Here is a 20,312-nt window from a genome sequence, read left to right as displayed (position 1 = left end):
ATTTTACACTATGTTTTAAGCCTTTTCTATAAAGATGTGCTTTAATTGTTAAAAATCGTACACGAATTGCAAGGCGGGGGTGAGGAAATGAGAGATGCTGGTTGGCGAAATGAGAGATGCGGGCCGTTGAAATATCCTCGTTTCTGATTTATATTATAAATATGCCAGAAAACAGAAAAATCAAAATTAAAGACGAAAGCGACAAGACTCTTTACGAAGTAAAACTCGACTCTCAGACTGAAAACAAAAAAATTAATCCAGTCCTTAAGGCAATTCTTCTTATACTCGCAATTCCTGCCGGTTTCGTAGTAGGATATCTGCTGTTCAAATATTTGTAATGGTGGTTTCGATACGGCCTTCGGCCTACTCAACCACCGGGGCTAGCTTAAGACAAATCTTACCGGGTAGCGGAAGCGGACTGCTACAGGCTTGTCATTCATCATAGCAGGCTTGCAGGTAATTCCTTCCAGAGCGGCAACAGCGGCATCTGCAAAGCCGTAGCCAGGATCCTTCAAAACATTTATTCGTCTGATATTTCCTGCTTCATCAATATAAAGCTCAAGATATACAACACCTTCAATTCCCTGTTTCATCGCCATTTTCGGATATTCAATTTTTGACAAAATCTGCTTTGTAGGAATTTCAGGGACTACAGAAATCTTATGTTGAGGAACATAATCAATTTCTTCTTCAACCTCTACAACTTCTTTTTCTGTTTCCTGAATATTTTCAGAGGTCTTTACTGTGTTAACAACGACCTCTTTTTTTTCGATTACAGGAGGAGGTGGTGGAGGCGGAACAAATTCTTCTACATCTACCAGCTTAAAAATCTCTGCATTCTTTTCCTCTTCTACGGCAGCCGCGCTTACAGAAAACTTTACGCAGATAAGTACAATCACATGAATTGCAATTACAAGTGAAAAAAGAATAGGGCGGGCAAGTGGCTTAAATTTTTGTAAAGCTTCAACTCTCATGATAATTCCTCTTTTACAACAAAGCTTACAACTCTGTGCTGCAGCAATTGAAGAACAGAAACAACATCATTTATGTATCTGTAAGGGGTGTTTCTGTCTGCGATAATATGAATGCGGGCAGTCGGTTCTTCTGCAATTTTTCCGGCAATCAGAAGTTCAAGATTTTCAGGACTAAGCTGATTGCCTTCGACAAAAATTCCGCCGTCTTTTTTTATCCAGATTTCAAGATTTTTTTCTTCCTGAGTTTTCTCAAGAATCTTTGCCTCTGAGTATTCAATTTTTTCTTCGTGACGCTGATTTATAAGTGAAATCAGCATGATGAAAATCAAAAGCAGAAAGCCGATATCAGACATGGAAGCGGTTGCTATGCTGGCCTTGCGCTTTCGACGTTGTATTGTAAACATTGCTTATTCTCCATCCAGCTTAAATGAAAAGTTTTCAATCTTCTGCTGCTTGATTTCGTAGATGATGTCGACTACCTGCTGATATTCTGTGTTTCCGTCAATCAAAAGCAGAAAGGTCATGTTGGGCCACTCGGCTTTTTTTTCTGCAATTGCTGTGCGAAGCTCCTCCAGTGTGAGCCGTTTATTGTCCAGCATGATCGAACCGTCTGCCACCAGGCGGCACTTCATCAAATCATCAGTTTTTACAATACGGGGCTTATCCTTTACCGGAAGATTCAAAAGAAAACCCTTGTTTACATTAAAGCCCGCGATTACGATAAAGAAAATAATCAGCAGAAAAGAAAGATCATTCAAGGCTCCGGAGCTGGAAGAGTCGTCCGGAGCATGTTTCATAAAACGCTTAATCATAAAATCTTCTGGCTCTCCTAAGCTCTGCGTTCCAGTCTGTTATCAAAATCATCTGCAGGCTTGTCTTCGAGCAATTCCGGAATCAAATCATTTATGCATTTTGATGTTTCTGCGGCAAAGGTATCTACGCGCTGAACAAGCAGGTTGTAAGCAACAAGAGCCGCAATCGCAATAATAAGACCAAAGACTGTTGTAATAAGGGCTTCGTAAATTCCGTTTGCAACCAGCTGGGCATTTACATCAGTTGCGGCGGCAATAGACTTAAAGGCGCCAATCATTCCGGAAACAGTTCCAAGGAAGCCTGTAAGCGGCGCAATTGAAGAAAGGGCAGTGAGATAATTAAAACCGTTTTCCATTCTGCGGATTCTTTCCTGAGCTTCGCATTCAGCGGCATTTTCCATTCGGGCTTCACCGAATCTTGCATTGCTTAAAAGAGCGTAGAGAATTGTTGCGGCTGTTTTTTTGTGACTCAGCTCTGAAAGCATTTTTTCTGCTTCGTCTTTTTTGCCTTCGCGAAGCAGCTGCTTTACTTTGTTTGAAAGCGGGGTAACCTTGCAGTCGTGCCAGCCGATATAAATACAACGCTCAATGATGATTGTAAGTGTTGCAATTGAGAATACAAGCAGAATCCACATAAAAGGTCCGCCAAGATTAAAAAGTTCGATTAAGCTCCATTTGCTTTCCATAATAAATTTTCTCCTTTTGTTTTAGTATGTCAATTTAAATCCTATGTTGATGAGTGGGATTCCAATGTTGAAGCCGGCTGATGAAGGAACGTCTGAAGTTTCTCCTGTGTAGGCATCAAAGGTACTGCCGGCTTTTGGTGAATAAAGATTAACAAAGATATCCTGTGCTCCACCGTAGATTTCCCATTTGAGTTTTCCGCCTCTTGTCTCAAACTTGTAGGCAACGCGCAAATCTACCGGGCAGGAAATCTGAGATCTGAGAGTGTCGCTGTACCATGAATGCTGAGAGTAACGCTGAATTACAGTTCCGTCTTCCATAACTACAGGGTAGCAGAAAACGTCTCCGGTCTCGCGAAGAGGTGTTCCAGAAGCAAAGGTTCCTTTTACCATAATGTCCCAGTGACTTGTGGGGTGGAAGTTTACAACAAGGTTTACGGTGTGGAAGCGGTGGTATTCCGGATAGTACCATTCATTCAAAGGTTCGCCTCTCATGGTTACCTGATTGTCAAATTCCGGAGTAGTCGGGTTCTTAAACTTTGCGTTGATGAAAGAGTAAGAAATATATCCGTCGTACCACTTTCCAGTCTTTTTCTGAAGCATGAGGTCGAAGCCGTAAGAATAACCGATTCCATCATTCTTGTACAAAACGTTTCCTGTATTTGCATTGTACTGTTCGATCATATAAAGACGTGAATAGTAATATCTGTAATAACCTTCAAGCTTAAAGTTCCAGTCATCAGCAAGCTGAATGTCAGTTCCAAGAACAGAGAATACAGCCTTATTCATTTCACAGTTATCAACGCCGGCGGCATTAGTAACAAGGCCCATTTCAACAGGAATTGTAGAGAAGAGTCCTACACCGCCTGAGAATGAAACTCTGTCGAAGATACCCTGATTTCTCCATGGGGTATAGCGGATTGTACCGCGAGGGCTGAAGGCTGGTTTTGAATTGAGGAATAAATCATCATCCTTATTTGAAATGAAGAAGTGATCTGTACGAAGACCAAGCTCTCCATTGACGAGGGAACTCTCACTTCCAAAACTCATAAGGGCATAGGCAGCTGAGTTTACCATGTTATTTCCTTCTGCCTGAATTACTGCATCATAATGATTAAATCCTGGAAGATAAGGATTTGAAGAAGGCCGTTCAACCCAGGTATTAAAAGTGTCTTTTGAAATGCTCTTTGACCACATAACATCGGCACCTGCTGCAAGAGTAATAGTTTTGTTGAGTTCGTATTCACCTTCAAGCTTACCTTCAATTGAGTGTTCTTTAATAACTTCTGAGAAAGAGTTTTTGAGTTCCGGAAGATTATAAGACTTTGAAGCAATGGCCTCTGGTGAAAGAAGGAAGCCATACTGATTTATAAAGTCATCATTGTATTTATATTTTCCTGACAGAGTCTGATTCTGGGCAACATCTTCATTTGTAAATGCATAAGAAAGGAAGCCCTTAAACTGAAGCTTTTCTGTTGGCAGCCATTTTGCATTAAGCTGAGTAAAAGCCTGAAGCATTGAATAATCCAGACTTAAAGTTGATTTCTGCTCATTCTCTTCATTGATTCCTTCATAACCGATTCCGTCTCCGCCAATAAATCCGCTCAAAGTGAAGTTAAGTTTTTCTGTAGGATTGTAATAGAACTTGGTATAGCCGTTGCGGATGTAAGGACAAACCTTAATCATGTTGAGGGCATCTGCAATTTCACCTTCTGTAATAATTTGTTTATAAAGTGCAAAAAGAGGATCCAGATATGTTACTTTTCCTGCTGCAAACATTCCGGCCTTCTCTCCGAACGGAAGCTGAAGGTAAGCGTTTGTAGAAATATCTGAAGTAGAAATTGTAAAAGAAAGCTTCTGTTCTTTTGGCGTAATTGTATTAACTTCCAGAAGTCCTGCAAGAGCCCGGCCATAGCGGGCAGAAAAAACACCGTTAGACATTTTAACACTGTCTACCATTCCTGGATCAAAGATGGAACAGATGCCTCCCCACTGCCATGGAAACAAAAGATAAACTCCGTCCATAACGGCAGTTGTGTCGCGGGGGTAACCACCGCGGACAGAAGGCTGAGTTCCTCCGTAAGAAATTCCTGGCAATGTGTTTACAGAAGACATTACATCTTCTATAAGACCCATGCGGGCTGTAGATTCAAAAGTTTCCTTTTCGATTACAACAGAAACACCAGACTGTTCATCGCTGACTCCGGGAGCCGAGCGTTCTACAACAAGTTCCTTTCCTTCGATTACATCTGCCATAGAAAGGGAAGTGGTAATTTCAGTTTGTGATTCCTTAAAATTAACTTCTTCTGTTTTGTAGCCGGGGTAGGTAAGGATTACTTTTCCGGTCTTTACAGAATCTGGAATTTCAAGACTTGCAAGACCATCTTCATTTGTGAAGGTCGCAAGGTCGCCGGAATTAGCGACAGTAACTTTTACTCCCTCGAGAGGAAAGTCAAGCTCTTTGTCATTTACTGTAATATTGATTTGATATGCGCTAAGACTTGCAGCGCAGAAAAGACTGAGTGCCCCGATTGAAAGGGCACTCTTGATTTGTTTACTAAGATGCATTTTAATCTCCTGCTAATTAGACAACTGAGCAGGAGATTTTTGTTACCTTTATTTTTCTGTCACCCCGAACTTGTTTCGGGGTCTTTTTTATAGATCCTGAAACAAGTTCAGGATGACAATATGTTTTTTTACTTAATTCTTTTTGTGATAAGTCCGCAGAGGAACTTGTAAAGCAGGCCAAGCAGAATTGTCAGGGCAAAAACTGCGGCAAAATAAATTGCGAGATTGTAGTGGCCTGCTTTGTAGAAAGGAATTGAGCCGTACTGAGGATGCGGTTTATACATAAGGAAGCGGAAGGCAGTAATGGCAATCAGATTCATCATGTAGGTTTCCAGAGAAAGTTTTCCAAAGAAGCGGCTTACCGGATTTGACACCTTGTACTTGAGCATGATTGTAAAAATCATAATAGGGAAGACCATGCTGTATGGAATTACACAGAAGTAAGTTGCAATCTTTTTGCCGATGTCAGGGCCGTTACCGTTGAACTCTGACCACCAGCCGAACTTCCACTGGCCGAAGCCGGAAAGCATATAGGCAGCAACAGTAATTACAAGTACAAGAAGCAGTTTGCCCCAGTAGAACTTTTTGAACCAGCTGCGAATCTGGTCTTCAAACTGAGCAAAGAGCATACCGATGAAAAAGGCAGGACAGGAATTAATCCACCATTCGCCGGAAATCCAGAAGACCTTCTGCTGGGCCCACCATTTTTCATGAAGAGGAGAAGCTCCCAACCACCAGTTCTTTGGACCGGCCCACCAGGTAAAGTGTCCGTTTACACAGAAAATCATTCCAAGCAGAACAATGACCAGGGCCATAAGAAGATAGCTGATTCTTCGGTTTTTGATATTTTTGAAAATCAGATAAAAGGCAGTGTAAAGAATGGCGGCAATAATCGGATACCAGGCATATTCGTTCATCATTGTAAAGCCCAGAATGTGTGTTACCCACTGGACTGGTGCAAAGCGTTCTCCTGTAGCAAAGCGCAGAATTCCATAAATCAGAATGCTTACGTAATATGGAATTACGAGAGTTTTTACAACGCGCTTTTTCATAAAGCCGTTAAAGTAGTCCGGCTTTGTTTCGAGACTTTTGATAAGACCAAAGCCCGAGCAGAAAAAGAAGATTGCTACAAAAAGATAACCGGCATTTACAAAAATGCTGAGTTCTCCCGGCTTTGTGCCGTAGTGGTTCGCCATCTGAAAGGCCTGCTCCTGTGAGATGTGATGCAGAATTACACCAATGGCAGCAAAGCCCCGCAGAGACATAAAGGAATCCAGCGAGGCTGAATCTTCATGAAAGTTCTCTTTTTTAAAACCGGCGAATTTTCCGCCCCAGATAAAAAGCGCAACAAGCAGCGCGTAAACGGTAAAAGTTAGGTACATTTTTCCTCCACGTCATTGCGAGGAGCGTAGCGACGTGGCAATCTATCCATATGGATTGCTTCGCTGCGCTCGCAATGACGATTATTCAAATATTATTACGTTCCAGGAAAGCGGCTGAAGCTTTACAGAAGCAATTCCTTCTTTTATTGTTACTGATTTTTTTGAAGGAGCCTTCCAGTCATGACCAGCGCTGCTCCTTGCATCGAAGTCTTTGCTGTACATTTCGTAGTTTGTGCAGTTTTTTAATCCTTCAAATCCGCGAACGTCCAGGTCCAGTGGATAGTTTTCTTTTTCGCTGCGGTTGATTACAAAGACTGTAAGGCGGCCAGCCTTTTCGTCCCAGGCACAGGCGCTGTCAATATAGTTCACATTGTTCTTGCCCGTGTACTGAGAAGTGTCATCAATTGCGTAGCCCGGCATATTGAAGGTTTCGCTGTCTATAATTGTTTGCAGTGATGTACCGCGGGCGTAGTCAATCAGCTGACGGAAGGCAAAGTATGTTGCCGGGCGCCAGACAGTGTCGTGGTTAGCTGCGGCTAAAGCAGCAAGCCCTCCTGTCATACAGCCAATTTTAACTCTGTCTGCGTGGCGTAGGAGAGCGAGCTGAATGGAAGTCATGCTCAAAACCTTAAGCATATCTCCGCCCGGGAATTCGCGCTCCGGCATTTTGTCCGGGTCATGGCGAACATACTTGCGCTCCGGGTCAAATTTGTAGTGAACGCGAGCCATGTTGTAAGGACCATATCCAGGATGCAGCTCGCTGAACGGGCGCGGAAAAGCACCATATTCATCAAAAGAAATATTTACCTTACGAGGCGAGTGGTGCTTAGCCTGAATGTAGTCGAGCATAGCTGCCTCAGTATTTATAAAATCTTCATAATAAAGAGAACCGCCGAGCAGCGACAAAGTATCGCCCGGCTTTGCAATGTGGTAGTGGTGCAGCGCAAGATAATCAACTGTGTCGTAACACTGGTCCATCACCTTTGCTTCCCACTCAGGATAGTGGTCCATGAACGAAGCAGAAGAACCGCAGGCAACAGTTTCAATTGTTTCATCAATCCACTTCATGGCTTTTGAAGCTTCGTGGCATAGAATTCCGTAACCAGACGGATTTTTCTCCCATGAACCAAGCTGCCAGTGGCCGTCCATCTCGTTACCAAGACACCAGGTTTTTACGCCATAAGGCTTTTCGTGGCCGTACTTACGGCGAAGGTTAGACCAGTAAGTTCCGCCCTCGTGATTTGTGTATTCAACACAATCCATCGCGTCCTGCAGATTTCCGGTTCCAAGGTTCACAGTATAAATCGGCGCGGTGCCAACCTTTTCCGCCCACTGCAGATATTCATCGTGTCCAACATCATTTGGAATATACTGATGCCACGCCGGGTCCAGATGAGCCTTGCGTCCTTCCATCGGTCCGATAGAATCCTTCCACTGCCAGGCAGAAACAAAATTACCTCCAGGCATACGAACCGCCGGCAGCCCAGTTCCCCGCAGCGCCTCAATAAAGTCTGTGCGGAAGCCCTGCTCGTCCGCAGTCGGATGTTTCGGGTTATACATAGTGCCGTTTACAATAGTTCCAATCGGTTCCATAAAAGCCGAAAACAAACGTGGAGAAATCTCCCCAATCTTAAATTTCGGATGAACAGTAATTCTGGCTTTTTTTGACATTTTTTACTCCTATACTATAATAGTAAATCGTTTTACTAGAATTAGTATAACATTACTCTATTTTAATTGGAAAGATTCTTAAATCTTCTTCAATTTATTCAGGAACCCATTCAATACTTTTTCATTAATTTCCGGATTCACTTGATTAATCTTTCTTGCAATCTTTTCAGCATAAGTAACTGTAATCAAATCTGCTTCAACAAGTTTTAAAAGCATTTGTAATCCCCAGACTACAGTTCCACCTGCTGCTTCACAATGTTTACGCAGAGCTTTGTCATTAGTAAGACATTCCCATTTATTCTGTTTTACATAATACAAACAGGTTCTATCCTGATAAGAAAGCGAAGGAACTTCTTCTAATTCAAGCGGAGTTTCAACAATAGTAATTCCTAGAGCTTTTGCTTGTTCATCAGAAATAATTCCAACTTCCTGAAGAATAATATCTGGGACACAAACTTGTTCATAGTATTCTGATATTTTCTTTATGATAGAGATATCAGATTTTGAGTAATCTATAAGTATGTTTGCATCACAAATTGCAATTACAGCCATTCAGCAACTCTCTCCCTCATCTCTGTTGCGGAAAGATTCAAGATTTCAGCTGCACGACTTATTGTAATTTTTTCCTGTTCATAGGCTAGACGAACCAGTCTTTCAAATCTTTCTTCTGTAAAGCTGAAAGAAGAAAGTTCTGCCGGCTCATCAGTTGCAGGAACCATTTCAGATATAGATTTAGGCTCATAATTGTTTTTCAAATCATGACCATATTTCTGGCGATATAGTTTTGCAAACTCTATATACAAATAACCAGGCTTAAAACGATCTCCTATAAGAGAATTCAAACGATACAAAACTGTTTTATAGCTTACACCAAAATATTGCTTTATCTGTAATACAGCATCAACCCAGGAGATACCGCTATGAGCTTCCCATTGTTTTATAAATGCTTTTTCCGGCATCAAGAATTCTGCGGCAAAGGTGTCAGCTTCTTTTTCTTCAGTTTCGTTTTCTTCTGCAAACTCACCATTAAAAGAAGTTTTATGAAGTATCAGATGTCCTAATTCATGAGCTATAGTAAATATCTTGCGTTCAACACTTATATTCTCATTGTTATTTACTATTATTGCAGGACCACCATCTTCTTCATTTACAGAAAGACCAAAAGTTTTCTGAAAGTTAAAATCATGAAGATATAGTTTTATTCCAGCATTTTCTATAAGAGAAACTATATCATACACAGGTGCTTCTTCTTTGATATTAAAGATTTTTCTGACTTCTTTTGCAGCCTCTTTAGGATCTTTAGAAACAACTTTCTTGAGTTTGTAATTTGATTTCTTCCCGGTTAATTCTTCAAGAGAAACATAATTCTTAAGCCAGATAGCAGAATCTATTTCCAGCTGATCTCTTTCAGCAACTTCTCTTGCTGTCAGCTTTGTATTAGTTCTGAATCTTAATGTCTTTAATTTTGGAGTTTCAGCAAGTAATTCAGGAAAAGAAACTCCAAGTGCTGTTGAGATTTTTATTAATGTCGAAGAATTTGGAGACGCTTTTTCATTAAGAATATTAGAAAGAGTCGCCGTTCCCAATCCGCTTTTTTCTGCCAGTTGAGGAATAGAAAGCTTTTGAAGTTTCATATACCTTCTGACATTTCTACCCAAATCTGCTAAAGCCATAATAACCTCCACATTATATACTAAGTATAATATAATATGTGATTATTGTCAAAATAGAAAATCAAATAGTTTTATATTTCCCTGTACTTATCTTCTTAATCCACTTCTCGCTTTTGAGGCGGCCGAGGCACCAGAAGGTTTTGACGATGTCGTCTGATTTTAGGGCGATGTAAATCCAGAAGGCCGGCCAGTGGAAGACGAAGCCGGCGAGAATACCGAAAGGAATTGCGAGGACCCAGAGAAAGATATTGTCGGCTATCATGAGCATTTTTGTGTCGCCGCCACCGCGGAGAACGCCCTTGGTCATGATGGAGTTTGTAGCGCGGAAAATTATGATGATGCTGATGGCGGCCATGAGCTGTTCTGCGATTTTTACGGTTTCTTCGCTTACTTTATAGGTTGAGATGATTGGGTGACTGGCTGCCATAATAAAGGCGGCAGATACTGCTCCAAGTGCCAGACCCAGACCAAAGAACATCCAGCCCTGATCCATGGTTTTGTGGCGGTTTCCAAGACCCAGAGTCTGACCGGTAACAATCGCGCCGGCCTGCGAAACGCCCTGGATTACAACCGTACTCAGCTGCTGGGTTACGCTTGTGATTGCGTTAGCCGCAACAAAGGCCGCTCCCAGGTGACCGATTACCATTGCAACAGAATTATTGCCGATTGCAAGAATTGCATCGCTCACTAGAACCGGAATGCTGATTCTTATGTACTCCCCAAGCAGGGAGCCAGTTTTCATAAAGAGGTCACGGATGCGGAAATGGATTTTTTTATCAACCCCAAAAAGGTAGCCCAGAATCATTGCGGCTTCGAAAAGGCGGGCAATCAAAGTTCCCAGAGCGGCTCCTGCAACCTCCATTCTTGGCGCCCCAAACTTACCGAAAATAAAAGCGTAGTTTGCTCCCAGGTTTACAAAGAAGACTCCAATAGAGACGTAAAGAGGCAGTTTTACCTGGCCCACACTTCGCAGCACGATAGTTGAGACTAAGCCTGTGCCCAGGAAAAAGTAGGTTATAACTGACCAGCGGAAGTAAACATCGCCAAGTTTTATAATCTCGATGTCGCTGGTGTAGGTTTTCATGATGGCGCTGGGGATAAACAAAGTGAGCAGGGCGAAAATTGCCGCAAGTCCCAAAGTAATTCTAAGCATGAGACAAACTGTTTGTTTGAGGGCGCGGTCGGCTTCTGCAGCCGCGGTTGCTGCCCCGGCAGTCGCCTCTGCCGTGTCAGACGATTTTTCTTCATCATTTTCTGCGGCCTTTTTCATTCCCCAATAGCGGGAAACAAGAACAGAGGCTCCCATTCCAAGGCCCATGCAGAAAATATGATAAATACTGATAAAAGAGTTTGCCAGTGAAGTAGCAGAAAGGGCAGTTTCCCCAAGGCTTCCTACCATGATTGTGTCCAGCATGTTTACGCCGATGCTGATAAGGCTCTGTAAAGCAATAGGAAGGGCGAGTGAAAATACACCCTTATAAAAAGCAGGATCTTTCTGGAAGAGTTTCATGATGTGCTATTGTAAAACGATTAACCAGTTTATACAAGACAGCCTATTTTTTTCCTCGCAGGAGGAATTTCTTGGCCACGCTAATCGCTGCCTTCATATACCATGGACTGACTTCTTTATCAGCTTTTTTAATCATGTCGCGAATTTGTATTTCCTGAGGACAGTGTTTTTCGCATTTACCGCAGCCAATGCAGGCAGTAGCAAAAGCAGATTCTTTTCTAAGTCCTGTAGTCTGGAAATAATCATAACGGCCGGAATAGCGCGATTCAGAATACATAAGATTCCAGGCGCGGAAAAGGCCCGGAATATCAATTCCCTTAGGACAAGGCATGCAGTATTTGCAGCCGGTACAACCAACCTTTTCTGTTCTTTTTATCTCGGCAATTATCTGGTCAATAAAAGCAAAGTCCTGGTCTGTAAAGTGACCGGCACTTGCGTCTGCGGCAATGCGGCAGTTTTCTTCTACCATCTCAAGACTGTTCATGCCGGAAAGAACGCAGGTAACTTCGCTCTGATTGTAAAGCCAGCGGAAGCCCCATTCTGCGGCAGACCAGCCGCGGGCATTCGAAGCAATCAGTTTTTTTGCACCTTCCGGAAGAAGGCCAACAAGTTTGCCACCGCGCAAAGGTTCCATAATCATAACTGAAATGCCCTTGGCCGCGGCCGCCTTTACGCCATCTTCTCCGGCCTGAGAAACCTTATCAAGATAATTATACTGAACAAGACAGAAGTCCCAGTCGTAATCATCAAGAATCTTTTTGAACATTTCTGTAGTGCCATGGAAAGAAAAACCGATGTTCCTGATTTCACCGCTTGCCTTTTTTGAAGCAATCCATTCTTCAATGCCAAGAGACTTAAGCCTTGCCCACTGAGAATAATCGGTAAGGTGATGCATGAGGTAATAATCAACATAGTCAGTGCGGAGGCGGGAAAGCTCTTCAGAAAAATATTTATCAATTGAAGTTCTGTTGGAAATCAGGTATTGAGGAAGCTTAGTCGCAATATTGATTTTCTGGCGGAGACCGTTGCGTTCAACAATTTCGCCAAGGGCGGCTTCGCTGCCGGTGTAAATGTAGGCTGTGTCAAAATAATTTACACCAGCTTCAACAGCGGCAAGAATTTCTTTTTCGGCTTTTTCTAAATCAATACGGCCGGCCTTTGTGGAAAAGCGCATACAGCCGTAGCCTAGAATAGAAATATCCTCTCCCTTTTTATTCTTTCTATATTGCATAGAGAACTCCGCTTATATTTTTCTATATTATATTTTATATCGCTTTCAGACTTTTTTACAAGATTATTTTACAAGGGCATGCTTTTGCCAGCGGCGGCTCTTCCATCGCAAAAGCATTACAAGCCCGCGTGTGGTTTCATCAGTTCCAATACCAAGCCAGAAGCCAACGAGGCCAAGCCCGCATTTAAGACCAAGAATATAAGAGCCCAAAACCATAAAGGTCCAGTTAGAGAAAATGCCGTAGAGAACAGGGAAGCGGACATCACCGGCCCCCTTTAAAGCACCAACGTAAATCAGGTTCAAAGAACGGCCGAACTCAATGTAAGCAGAGTAAATCAAAAGGGTGCTTACAAAGCCGTAGACCTCGGGGATGTCTGTAAAGATTCCGATTACCGGTCGCTTTATCAGGTTTACAACCACCATCATAACCATGGAGAAGGTAGTTGCCACTAACTGATAGCGGAAGACCTTTTTGTAAACAATATCATTCTGTTTTGCACCAACAAAATATCCGGCCTTAATCTGAGTGGCCTGGCCAATCGCAATTGCCGCAACAAATACAAAGCGCAGAATCGTCATTGTATAAACCTGGGCCGACATAGCATAAGTTCCAAGCGTAGAAATCATTGCCATGATGGTAATCTGACTCACGTTGTAAGAAAGGCTTTCACCGGCAGTAGGCACACCAACCTTAAGAACAAGGCGGAAGGCTTCGCGCGGCACCTTGGTAATTCCGTGCATATGGAAAACAACATCCTTGCGGCGCTTAATAAATACGCGGAAGAGAATGCAGGAAACAAGCATAGAAAGTCCCGAAGCACCCGCAACACCAGGCACTCCCAGAACCGGCAGACCAAACCAGCCGTAAAGAGACAAGGCATTTCCAAGTACGTTAGTAAGGTTAGCAACGATAGAAACAATCATAGCTTCGCTTGTGTAGCCGTAGCTTCTCAAAATCGCGCCCTGCAAGAGGCTGAAGGCGTTAAAGAAACAGCAGATTCCGCCAAAAATTATGAAATACTGCCATGCATAGCGGCGGACGGTCGGGTCCAGAGTATAGCGGTCCAGCAGCCAGCCTGTTCCAAAAATTACCAGGGCAGTCATAAAAATCGACATAAAGAAAACCATAATTGCACCGGCCTGGGCAATATGGTTCAACTCGCCCTCAGATTTATCTGCACCAAGATACTGGGCAAGGACAATAGAACATCCGGTTCCAATTACCGAAAAAAGAATAGTCAAAAAGAAAGAGTACTGAGAAACAAGACCTACAGCCGCAACCGCATCGTTACTGTAGGAGCTGAGCATCATAGTATCAACAGAAGATACAAGAATACGGAAAAACTGCTCCATAGCAATAGGGAGAGTAAGCTTAAGCATTGGCAGGGCGCCACGAGATTTCTTATCCATAGCGGTAATTTAGCATTTTGCAACTACTTATAATAGTAAAATTCTATATATATTTTGCTCATTTTTTTTGTGAAATTTTCATATGTATTGATGAATAGAAACAAAAAATCCGATATTATAATAGAAACAAATCAATAAAAGGTGGAAACATGACATTCACTTCTATCCTGGATTCCATTGACGGAATCGTGTGGGGAATCCCTACAATCGTTTTAATTCTTGCCACAGGTCTTATCATGACTATCAGTGCACGTGGCATTCAGTTCACAAAATTTGGACGTGCCTTCCGTTCTATCTTCAAAGAGAACGAAGGTAAAGGCGAGCTTTCCGGTTTTGCAGCACTTTGTACAGCCCTTTCAGCAACAATCGGTACAGGTAATATTGTCGGTGTTGCGACAGCTCTCGTAGCCGGTGGCCCTGGAGCCCTCTTCTGGATGTGGATTGCCGCAATCCTTGGAACAGCAACAAAATATGCAGAATGTATGCTGGCAATCAAGTACCGCGAAGTAAGTCCTGATGGACACGTACTCGGCGGACCTTTCTACACAATCGAAAAAGGAATGGGACCAAAGTGGAAGTGGCTCGCAGTTCTCTTTGCAGTATTCGGAGCCCTTGCCGGTATCATGGGTATTGGTACAATGACACAGATCAACGGTATTACATCAGCCGTAAACAATGCCTTCGACCCAACAAACTCACACATCGCTTTCACACTTTTCGGAAACGACTACACATGGGCAACAGTAATTTCCGGAGCAGTAGTAACAGTTTGTACAGCCCTCGTAGTAATCGGCGGTATCAAACGTATTTCTAAGGTAGCAGAAAAAGTAGTTCCTGCAATGGCAATAATCTACGTATTCCTCGGACTTTCAATCCTCATCATGAATGCAATGAAGATTCCAGGAGCCTTCGCCCTCATCTTCAAGTCAGCCTTCGGATGGCGTGCAGTTGGAGCCGGTGCAATGGGCTTCGTATTCAAGCAGATTACAGACTCAATGCAGAAGGGTATTGCCCGCGGTATCTTCTCTAACGAGGCCGGCCTTGGTTCTGCTCCAATCGCAGCTTCTGCCGTACAGACAAATGAGCCTGTAGAGCAGGGCCTTGTAAACATGACAGGTACAATCATCGATACACTGATAATCTGTACAATGACAGGTCTTGCAATTGTTATCGCATTCTACGGCGACATCATTGGTGGAGTAGCAGAATGGAACGCAGGTGCTCAGGGTGCCGTACTTACAGCAACAGCCTTCTCAAAGGTTCTCGGTGGTGACGGACACAGTGTTCAGTTCCTTCTCATGCTTTGTCTTGCTTTCTTTGCTTTCACAACAATTCTCGGCTGGGACTACTACTCAGAAAAATGTCTTGAGTATTTGACAAAGGGAAATATGGGACCAGTTAAGGTTTACCGCTGGCTCTACATTCTTGCAGTAGCAATCGGACCATACTTTACAGTAAATGCAGTTTTCACAATTGCCGACATCTTCAACGGTCTCATGGCAATTCCTAACTGTATCGCCCTCATAGTTCTCTCTGGCGTAGTAGCTAAAGAGACAAAGGCATACTTCGATAAGTATCCGACTTTGTAATTAAACGCCCCTGCATGGTGGTTGAGTAGCCCGAAGGGCGTATCGAAACCACCATAACTACTAGACTTCTTCCCCATTCATATAAATCTTATTACGACCATCAGTCTTCGCAAGGTAAAGGTTTTCATCAGCAATTTTCAGAGTTCTCTGATAATCCTTACAGAAAGAAGCAATACCCGCAGAAATAGTAACCGGATTTCCTTCAACCACAAAGAGCATTCTTACATCGTGCATAACATGCTGAAAGAGCTCCAGAGTAATATCATCCGGCAGGCGGGAAAGAATAACAAACTCTTCGCCGCCATAGCGGAAAAGCTCAAACTCATTTGAGCAGTATTTTAAAACAATCTGCGAAAGATTCTGCAGGGCAACATCGCCAACCTGGTGACCATAGGTGTCGTTAATATTTTTGAAGAAATCAATGTCATAAATAATCAGGCTTTTAAAACCAAGCTCGGCGCGGTTATCCAGAGCGCGGCGGTTGTAAAGACCTGTGAGCTCATCGCGGCTGGAAAGCTCGCGGTAGCTTTTCTCTGAATCTTCCAGCTTCTGATTCTGCTTCATAAACTGTTTGGAAACAAGGAAGCAGACAAAGAACAAAAAGAGGTAGGCCGAAGAAAAGGCAGTACAGTGCTGAATCATGCTTGTATTGGAGAGCACTGTTCGTCCCGGAAAATAAGGTGCCTTAAAAGTGAGTACAAATAAAGCGTTATAAAAAATCAGGTTGAGAATAGGCAGAGAAAAACTTCTTTTCCTTACAGGCAGTGAAAATCCGTAGTACATAGGAATAATCATCATGTAAAAAGGAAAGCCGCAGATAACATTTCCCGTAGTAATGTACATAGCAGTAAAGGTTACAAAGCCGCAAAAAGTTATGGAAAGGATATTAAACTTGCTGTAACTCTTATGTCGGAAGCATAATAAATAGAAAATTAAGGCAAGAACAAGCGTACATGCAAAGCAGACAGCAGTATCCAGAATAAAATTCTCGGCACCACTAACGTGAGCAAGTCCTGTAAAAAGCGAAATTAACGTCCCCAAAAAGTTCGCAGATATGCCAAAAATTCCAAGAATTATGGCAAGCTGCTTTGCAAAAGCATTGTTCTGCATATTATTTTAATTCTAAACCCGAAAGGACTATTTGTCAAAAAAGGAAAGGTACCACACGGATTCGATTTTGCTAACGCAAAATCATATTATATTAATTAACCAGAAATGCCGTTAGGCATTTCAAATCCGTGTGGCAATATTTATTTTATTATCTTACCCTGTTTATTTTTTATTCGTTCAATATAATCCTCAATGCTCTTGAGCGGGCTGTCAAACTCCATGCCGCCAACTGCCATAGAGCCTTCGCCTTTTTCTTCCAGGGCAAAATTAATGTTGTGAATATCAGAGCCGCTGGTCATAGGAAAGTTATAGAGCTGGGCGTAGTGAAGGGCAAGCTCATTCTGGTCCGGGGTGTTGCCGCCATTGTAAACTTCAACTCCGTGAACCTCTCGCGGGTGCAGATGAATCGCGTTGATGTAGCCGCGCAGTCTGAAAGGGTGAGCCTGAATCATAAGACCGCCCTCGCGGTTTACGGCATCAAAAAGCTGGGCATGATTCATAGTTTCAACATCAGGGTGGTCAAAAAGCCAGTTTTTATCCAGCCCGTAAACAAGATAGTCGTCGCCCTGGAAAGTCTGTTCAATTCCAAAGAAAACCTTAAAATCTCCGCCATCTGTTGCATTCTGCTTTTTTGCCTCGGCCAGGGCAGCCTCGTAGCCGGCGCAGTACTGTTCTATACGGGTATGCCAGTCCAGCTCATGAGAAACAGCCGTGTTGCCGCCAAAAAAGTGATCTGTTACAAAAATACCGTCGTAACCAAGTTTTTTATAAACTGAAATATATTCTGCGCCGGAAGAAGAGCCGCATTTGCTGGCCTCGCAGGTATGCAGGTGAGTTTCGTATTTGTATGTTTTCATAATAGAAACAGTATAGCACTAAATTAAATAAGTCTGAATCATTTTTTCAACTATTTGAGTATCAAATTTTTCGTCTCCGGCCTCAAATGTAATAATCAGGTTTTGTCCGGGAAAAAATCCGTTATAGGCATAGAGGTTAATTTTCCCAATTGCATTATTTGCGTATCCGGGGGAACTCATTAACCCAAAGTGTTCCCAATAAAACTCCTGCCGCGTGCGAAGATTCAAACATAAAAAATCAGGATAAAAGGTTCGCGTTTCAGAAGGCGACTTTTTGATTTTCAGAGGGAACTCATATCTGTAGGGAATGCCCATGTGGTGTAAGGTGTCTGCAATAATAACTTCTGATTTTGAGCGTACAGTTTCGCCATTGGCAGTAAGAAGTTTTTTGTCTTCATCCTGGAAGTCGCGGCCCTTCCAGGTGACGGCTTTCCATTGGGCGGCAAACTGTTCTTTTGTGAGCGTAAGTGGGGTGGTGAGGCCGCGACGTTCCGTGCAAAGTGATTCGTAGATTTTCGGCAGATGAGAAAGATTGTCAGTTTGTTTAAGAAAATTTTCAAGGGCGCGGATTTCTTTAGGGATTTCTGTAAGCAGGCGGCGGTCGTATTCTTTTTGAGCAAGCTGTGCGGCAAGGGGGCGGTTCTTTTTGGCAATGTAGGTACCCCGAGATGCGCCGCGCTGTGTAATGTGGTAAAACTCCGTATGAGTTTTCTTTCGCGAAAGTTTAAGGTGACCAGAAGGCGCATTTTCGAGACGCTTTTTTACTTTGAGCAGGGCTTGTTTCAATTCAAAAAGCCTCTCTTCCAGTTCCTTACCAATTTCCGTGGGTTTTAGTAAATCTACAGACATAATAAATCTCCTTATTAAAGAATCATCGGATTCCCAGCGCAAAAGCGCCCGCCCATTCCGACAAAACGTCTCCTCGCGACCTGTTTTGTCGGAAAATACCGATTTCTCAAAAATCTCCACATATAATATTGCTTTAATATGTCAAAAAAGGAAGTTTTTCGAAAAGTTTTTCAAAAAAAACATCATAATCCTGAACTTACGCCTTTATTAGTCTTGAGATATTTAATTCTGAGGTGACTTCCCCCTTCTTAAGCATTCAGTTATAATCAGCTTATGGACAAAACAGTTTACATCATCGGGCATCGTAACCCGGATACTGACGCGGTTGTTTCTGCGGTCGGTTATGCAACATTGAAAAATCTTTTAGGACATCCTGAATACAAGGCTGCCCGTGCGGGACATCTCAACCCGCAGACTGCATATATTTTTGAAAAGTTCGGAATCCCTCGCCCGGAGTATTTGCCGGACCTGGTTCCAAAGGTAAAATATTTTATGCAGGACAAGGTAGAAACTGTAACTTCGGATGTTTCTGTCTGGGCGGCAATCGGGCAGATGGAAAAAACGGAAATTCGTGTTCTGCCTGTTGTGGACGCAGAAGGTCATTACCAGTCCCTCCTGCATTATTCCGGCTTTGCCCGCGGAGTTCTCACTATCTTAAATCCGGAAAAAAAGCACCGCTTTTCAACAAGCATCAGCCTGATTCAGAAAACCCTCAACGCCCAGCCGATTTACATTGCCGGCGATGCAGATAAAACTTTCAACGCTTCTATTCACGTTGGTTCTTCTTCTACAGAAAGCTTTGCGAAACGTCTGGAAGCTCACGCCAGCGAGGACATTGTAGTAATCTCTTCTGACCGAGAGGACATTCAGCGAATCTGTATTGAACATAAGGTAAAGCTTCTCATCACAACCTCCAACTGTGTAATTGATAAGGGCTTGCGAGAGCTTGCAGAAAAGAACGGCGTTTCTGTAATTGTTTCGCCTTATTCTACTTCTCCAACTTCAATGCTCATTGCTTATTCCATGCCGGTTTCTGTTATGGGCGATAAGGAAATTGTAACTGTTCATCAGAATGATACAATCGCAAAAATCAAAGACATCCTCAAAAACGCCCACTGCAAATATCTGCCTGTAGTTGATGATGAAAACAAGGTTATCGGAATTATTTCTGAGCACGACCTGATGAAGGAACCAAACGTAGAAGTAATTCTTGTAGACCACAACGAAATTACTCAGGCTGTTGAAGGCATTGAGCACTATAAGATTCAGGAAGTAATTGACCATCACCGCATCGGTTCAATTCCGACTAAAAATCCTATTACCTTTATTAACCGCCCGGTTGGTTCAACCTCAACTCAGATTGCAGGTCTTTACAAAGAGTACCGCATTCCGATTCCAAAGGATGTTGCAAGCCTCCTGCTCTGCGGTATTCTTTCGGATACTCTCATTCTTCAGTCGGCTACAGTTACAGACACCGACCGCGACATGGCAGAGTATCTTTCCAGCATCACCGACCTGGACATCAAGGAACTTGGAAACGAGATTCTTATGGCAGGAAGTAAAGTTGGCGGTCGCCCTGCCAGCGAAATCATCCATCAGGATATGAAGGAATACACTGAAGGTAAGCTTACTTATACTGCCAGTCAGATTGAAGTTGGAAACCCTCAGGAAATCCTGGACCGCAAGGCAGAGTTTATGGAAGAGCTTGCAGTTGAGCGACGAGCCAACAAAGGGCTTTTTGCCTGCCTGCTGGTTACAGATATCACAAAACTTTCGAGCGTACTCCTCATAGACTGCGATCCAAAGTTCACCCAGTTCATCACCTTCCCAAAGCAGGAAGATGGTGTTTACTACCTTAAGGACGTAGTGAGCCGCAAGAAGCAGTTGATTCCTTTAATCACCGAACAGGTTTTGAATTACAGCGTGTAAAAAAAAGATTCCCCGGTCAAGCCGGGGAATGACATTATGCAGTCGGGGTAACAGACAGAGTTTG

At 43.0% G+C, this 20,312-nt stretch carries 18 protein-coding genes; 3 read left to right on the top strand and 15 right to left on the bottom strand.

Going from position 1 to position 20,312, the window contains the following annotated elements; all coding sequences use genetic code 11:
• The first annotated feature begins 161 nt into the window (after positions 1 to 161).
• Positions 162 to 338, top strand: a complete 177-nt coding sequence (locus tag G626_RS0105275) for a hypothetical protein (RefSeq protein ID WP_156003183.1) — start codon at positions 162 to 164, stop codon at positions 336 to 338.
• Positions 339 to 380: 42 nt separating this feature from the next.
• On the opposite strand, the gene G626_RS15520 is transcribed toward G626_RS0105275, so the two are convergent.
• The 12 genes from G626_RS15520 to G626_RS15510 form a co-directional block, all read right to left on the bottom strand.
• A complete protein-coding gene (locus tag G626_RS15520; protein WP_022931745.1) occupies positions 381 to 974 on the bottom strand; it encodes an energy transducer TonB in 594 nt (197 codons plus the stop codon).
• A complete protein-coding gene (locus tag G626_RS0105265) occupies positions 971 to 1,378 on the bottom strand; it encodes an ExbD/TolR family protein (RefSeq protein ID WP_022931744.1) in 408 nt (135 codons plus the stop codon). Before G626_RS0105265 ends, G626_RS15520 begins: the two co-directional genes overlap by 4 nt.
• 3 nt (positions 1,379 to 1,381) lie before the next feature.
• Positions 1,382 to 1,786, bottom strand: a complete 405-nt coding sequence (locus G626_RS0105260) for an ExbD/TolR family protein (protein WP_022931743.1) — start codon at positions 1,784 to 1,786, stop codon at positions 1,382 to 1,384.
• 17 nt (positions 1,787 to 1,803) lie between these two features.
• The gene (locus tag G626_RS0105255) at positions 1,804 to 2,472 is read right to left on the bottom strand and encodes a MotA/TolQ/ExbB proton channel family protein (RefSeq protein WP_022931742.1); all 669 of its coding nucleotides are present in this window, start codon (positions 2,470 to 2,472) and stop codon (positions 1,804 to 1,806) included.
• Positions 2,473 to 2,493: 21 nt separating this feature from the next.
• Positions 2,494 to 5,037, bottom strand: a complete 2,544-nt coding sequence (locus tag G626_RS0105250; protein WP_022931741.1) for a peptidase associated domain and porin domain-containing protein — start codon at positions 5,035 to 5,037, stop codon at positions 2,494 to 2,496.
• Between the two features lie 128 nt (positions 5,038 to 5,165).
• Positions 5,166 to 6,419 (bottom strand): acyltransferase family protein, encoded by a 1,254-nt coding sequence (locus tag G626_RS0105245; protein WP_022931740.1) that lies wholly within the window; start codon positions 6,417 to 6,419, stop codon positions 5,166 to 5,168.
• Positions 6,420 to 6,500: 81 nt separating this feature from the next.
• Positions 6,501 to 8,090 (bottom strand): alpha-L-arabinofuranosidase C-terminal domain-containing protein, encoded by a 1,590-nt coding sequence (locus tag G626_RS0105240; RefSeq protein WP_022931739.1) that lies wholly within the window; start codon positions 8,088 to 8,090, stop codon positions 6,501 to 6,503.
• 78 nt (positions 8,091 to 8,168) lie between these two features.
• A complete protein-coding gene (locus tag G626_RS15515) occupies positions 8,169 to 8,642 on the bottom strand; it encodes a hypothetical protein (RefSeq protein ID WP_022931738.1) in 474 nt (157 codons plus the stop codon).
• Positions 8,633 to 9,763 carry an ImmA/IrrE family metallo-endopeptidase gene (locus G626_RS0105230; protein ID WP_051142198.1) on the bottom strand — a complete coding sequence of 377 codons (1,131 nt, stop codon included), beginning with the start codon at positions 9,761 to 9,763 and terminating at the stop codon, positions 8,633 to 8,635. Before G626_RS0105230 ends, G626_RS15515 begins: the two co-directional genes overlap by 10 nt.
• A gap of 61 nt (positions 9,764 to 9,824) precedes the next feature.
• The gene (locus tag G626_RS0105225) at positions 9,825 to 11,273 is read right to left on the bottom strand and encodes an MATE family efflux transporter (RefSeq protein WP_022931737.1); all 1,449 of its coding nucleotides are present in this window, start codon (positions 11,271 to 11,273) and stop codon (positions 9,825 to 9,827) included.
• Positions 11,274 to 11,316: 43 nt separating this feature from the next.
• A complete protein-coding gene (locus G626_RS0105220) occupies positions 11,317 to 12,504 on the bottom strand; it encodes an aldo/keto reductase (RefSeq protein ID WP_022931736.1) in 1,188 nt (395 codons plus the stop codon).
• A 63-nt stretch (positions 12,505 to 12,567) separates the two neighbouring features.
• A complete protein-coding gene (locus G626_RS15510) occupies positions 12,568 to 13,914 on the bottom strand; it encodes an MATE family efflux transporter (RefSeq protein ID WP_022931735.1) in 1,347 nt (448 codons plus the stop codon).
• Positions 13,915 to 14,063: 149 nt separating this feature from the next.
• Here G626_RS15510 and G626_RS0105210 point away from each other — a divergent pair, with 149 nt between their 5' ends.
• Positions 14,064 to 15,503: an alanine/glycine:cation symporter family protein gene (locus G626_RS0105210; protein ID WP_022931734.1), complete on the top strand. Its 1,440-nt coding sequence runs from the start codon at positions 14,064 to 14,066 to the stop codon at positions 15,501 to 15,503.
• A gap of 60 nt (positions 15,504 to 15,563) precedes the next feature.
• On the opposite strand, the gene G626_RS17305 is transcribed toward G626_RS0105210, so the two are convergent.
• The 3 genes from G626_RS17305 to G626_RS15500 all read right to left on the bottom strand — a co-directional run bounded on the left by G626_RS17305 (position 15,564) and on the right by G626_RS15500 (position 18,319).
• Positions 15,564 to 16,613: a GGDEF domain-containing protein gene (locus G626_RS17305; RefSeq protein WP_022931733.1), complete on the bottom strand. Its 1,050-nt coding sequence runs from the start codon at positions 16,611 to 16,613 to the stop codon at positions 15,564 to 15,566.
• A gap of 140 nt (positions 16,614 to 16,753) precedes the next feature.
• The gene (locus G626_RS0105200) at positions 16,754 to 17,470 is read right to left on the bottom strand and encodes a PHP domain-containing protein (protein WP_022931732.1); all 717 of its coding nucleotides are present in this window, start codon (positions 17,468 to 17,470) and stop codon (positions 16,754 to 16,756) included.
• A gap of 18 nt (positions 17,471 to 17,488) precedes the next feature.
• The gene (locus G626_RS15500; protein WP_051142197.1) at positions 17,489 to 18,319 is read right to left on the bottom strand and encodes a PDDEXK family nuclease; all 831 of its coding nucleotides are present in this window, start codon (positions 18,317 to 18,319) and stop codon (positions 17,489 to 17,491) included.
• Between the two features lie 273 nt (positions 18,320 to 18,592).
• Here G626_RS15500 and G626_RS0105190 point away from each other — a divergent pair, with 273 nt between their 5' ends.
• On the top strand, positions 18,593 to 20,248 hold the full coding sequence (locus G626_RS0105190) for a putative manganese-dependent inorganic diphosphatase (protein WP_022931730.1): 1,656 nt from the start codon (positions 18,593 to 18,595) through the stop codon (positions 20,246 to 20,248).
• The last annotated feature ends 64 nt before the right edge of the window (positions 20,249 to 20,312 follow it).

This window comes from Treponema bryantii NK4A124 (assembly GCF_000421345.1).
Classification (GTDB): domain Bacteria; phylum Spirochaetota; class Spirochaetia; order Treponematales; family Treponemataceae; genus Treponema_D; species Treponema_D bryantii_B.
Note: the sequence above shows the minus strand (reverse complement) of the source record. Positions and strands in the feature narration are given on the sequence as shown.

Excerpts from the sequence above, each read along its gene's own strand:
- G626_RS0105190 (WP_022931730.1), top strand. The coding sequence starts at position 18,593 with ATGGACAAAACAGTTTACATCATCGGGCATCGTAACCCGGATACTGAC.
- G626_RS15515 (WP_022931738.1), bottom strand. The coding sequence starts at position 8,642 with ATGGCTGTAATTGCAATTTGTGATGCAAACATACTTATAGATTACTCA.
- G626_RS0105220 (WP_022931736.1), bottom strand. The coding sequence starts at position 12,504 with ATGCAATATAGAAAGAATAAAAAGGGAGAGGATATTTCTATTCTAGGC.
- G626_RS15520 (WP_022931745.1), bottom strand. The coding sequence starts at position 974 with ATGAGAGTTGAAGCTTTACAAAAATTTAAGCCACTTGCCCGCCCTATT.
- G626_RS0105245 (WP_022931740.1), bottom strand. The coding sequence starts at position 6,419 with ATGTACCTAACTTTTACCGTTTACGCGCTGCTTGTTGCGCTTTTTATC.
- G626_RS0105225 (WP_022931737.1), bottom strand. The coding sequence starts at position 11,273 with ATGAAACTCTTCCAGAAAGATCCTGCTTTTTATAAGGGTGTATTTTCA.
- G626_RS0105260 (WP_022931743.1), bottom strand. The coding sequence starts at position 1,786 with ATGATTAAGCGTTTTATGAAACATGCTCCGGACGACTCTTCCAGCTCC.
- G626_RS0105250 (WP_022931741.1), bottom strand. The coding sequence starts at position 5,037 with ATGCATCTTAGTAAACAAATCAAGAGTGCCCTTTCAATCGGGGCACTC.
- G626_RS0105210 (WP_022931734.1), top strand. The coding sequence starts at position 14,064 with ATGACATTCACTTCTATCCTGGATTCCATTGACGGAATCGTGTGGGGA.
- G626_RS17305 (WP_022931733.1), bottom strand. The coding sequence starts at position 16,613 with ATGCAGAACAATGCTTTTGCAAAGCAGCTTGCCATAATTCTTGGAATT.
- G626_RS15500 (WP_051142197.1), bottom strand. The coding sequence starts at position 18,319 with ATGTCTGTAGATTTACTAAAACCCACGGAAATTGGTAAGGAACTGGAA.
- G626_RS0105255 (WP_022931742.1), bottom strand. The coding sequence starts at position 2,472 with ATGGAAAGCAAATGGAGCTTAATCGAACTTTTTAATCTTGGCGGACCT.
- G626_RS15510 (WP_022931735.1), bottom strand. The coding sequence starts at position 13,914 with ATGGATAAGAAATCTCGTGGCGCCCTGCCAATGCTTAAGCTTACTCTC.
- G626_RS0105275 (WP_156003183.1), top strand. The coding sequence starts at position 162 with ATGCCAGAAAACAGAAAAATCAAAATTAAAGACGAAAGCGACAAGACT.
- G626_RS0105265 (WP_022931744.1), bottom strand. The coding sequence starts at position 1,378 with ATGTTTACAATACAACGTCGAAAGCGCAAGGCCAGCATAGCAACCGCT.
- G626_RS0105230 (WP_051142198.1), bottom strand. The coding sequence starts at position 9,763 with ATGGCTTTAGCAGATTTGGGTAGAAATGTCAGAAGGTATATGAAACTT.
- G626_RS0105240 (WP_022931739.1), bottom strand. The coding sequence starts at position 8,090 with ATGTCAAAAAAAGCCAGAATTACTGTTCATCCGAAATTTAAGATTGGG.
- G626_RS0105200 (WP_022931732.1), bottom strand. The coding sequence starts at position 17,470 with ATGAAAACATACAAATACGAAACTCACCTGCATACCTGCGAGGCCAGC.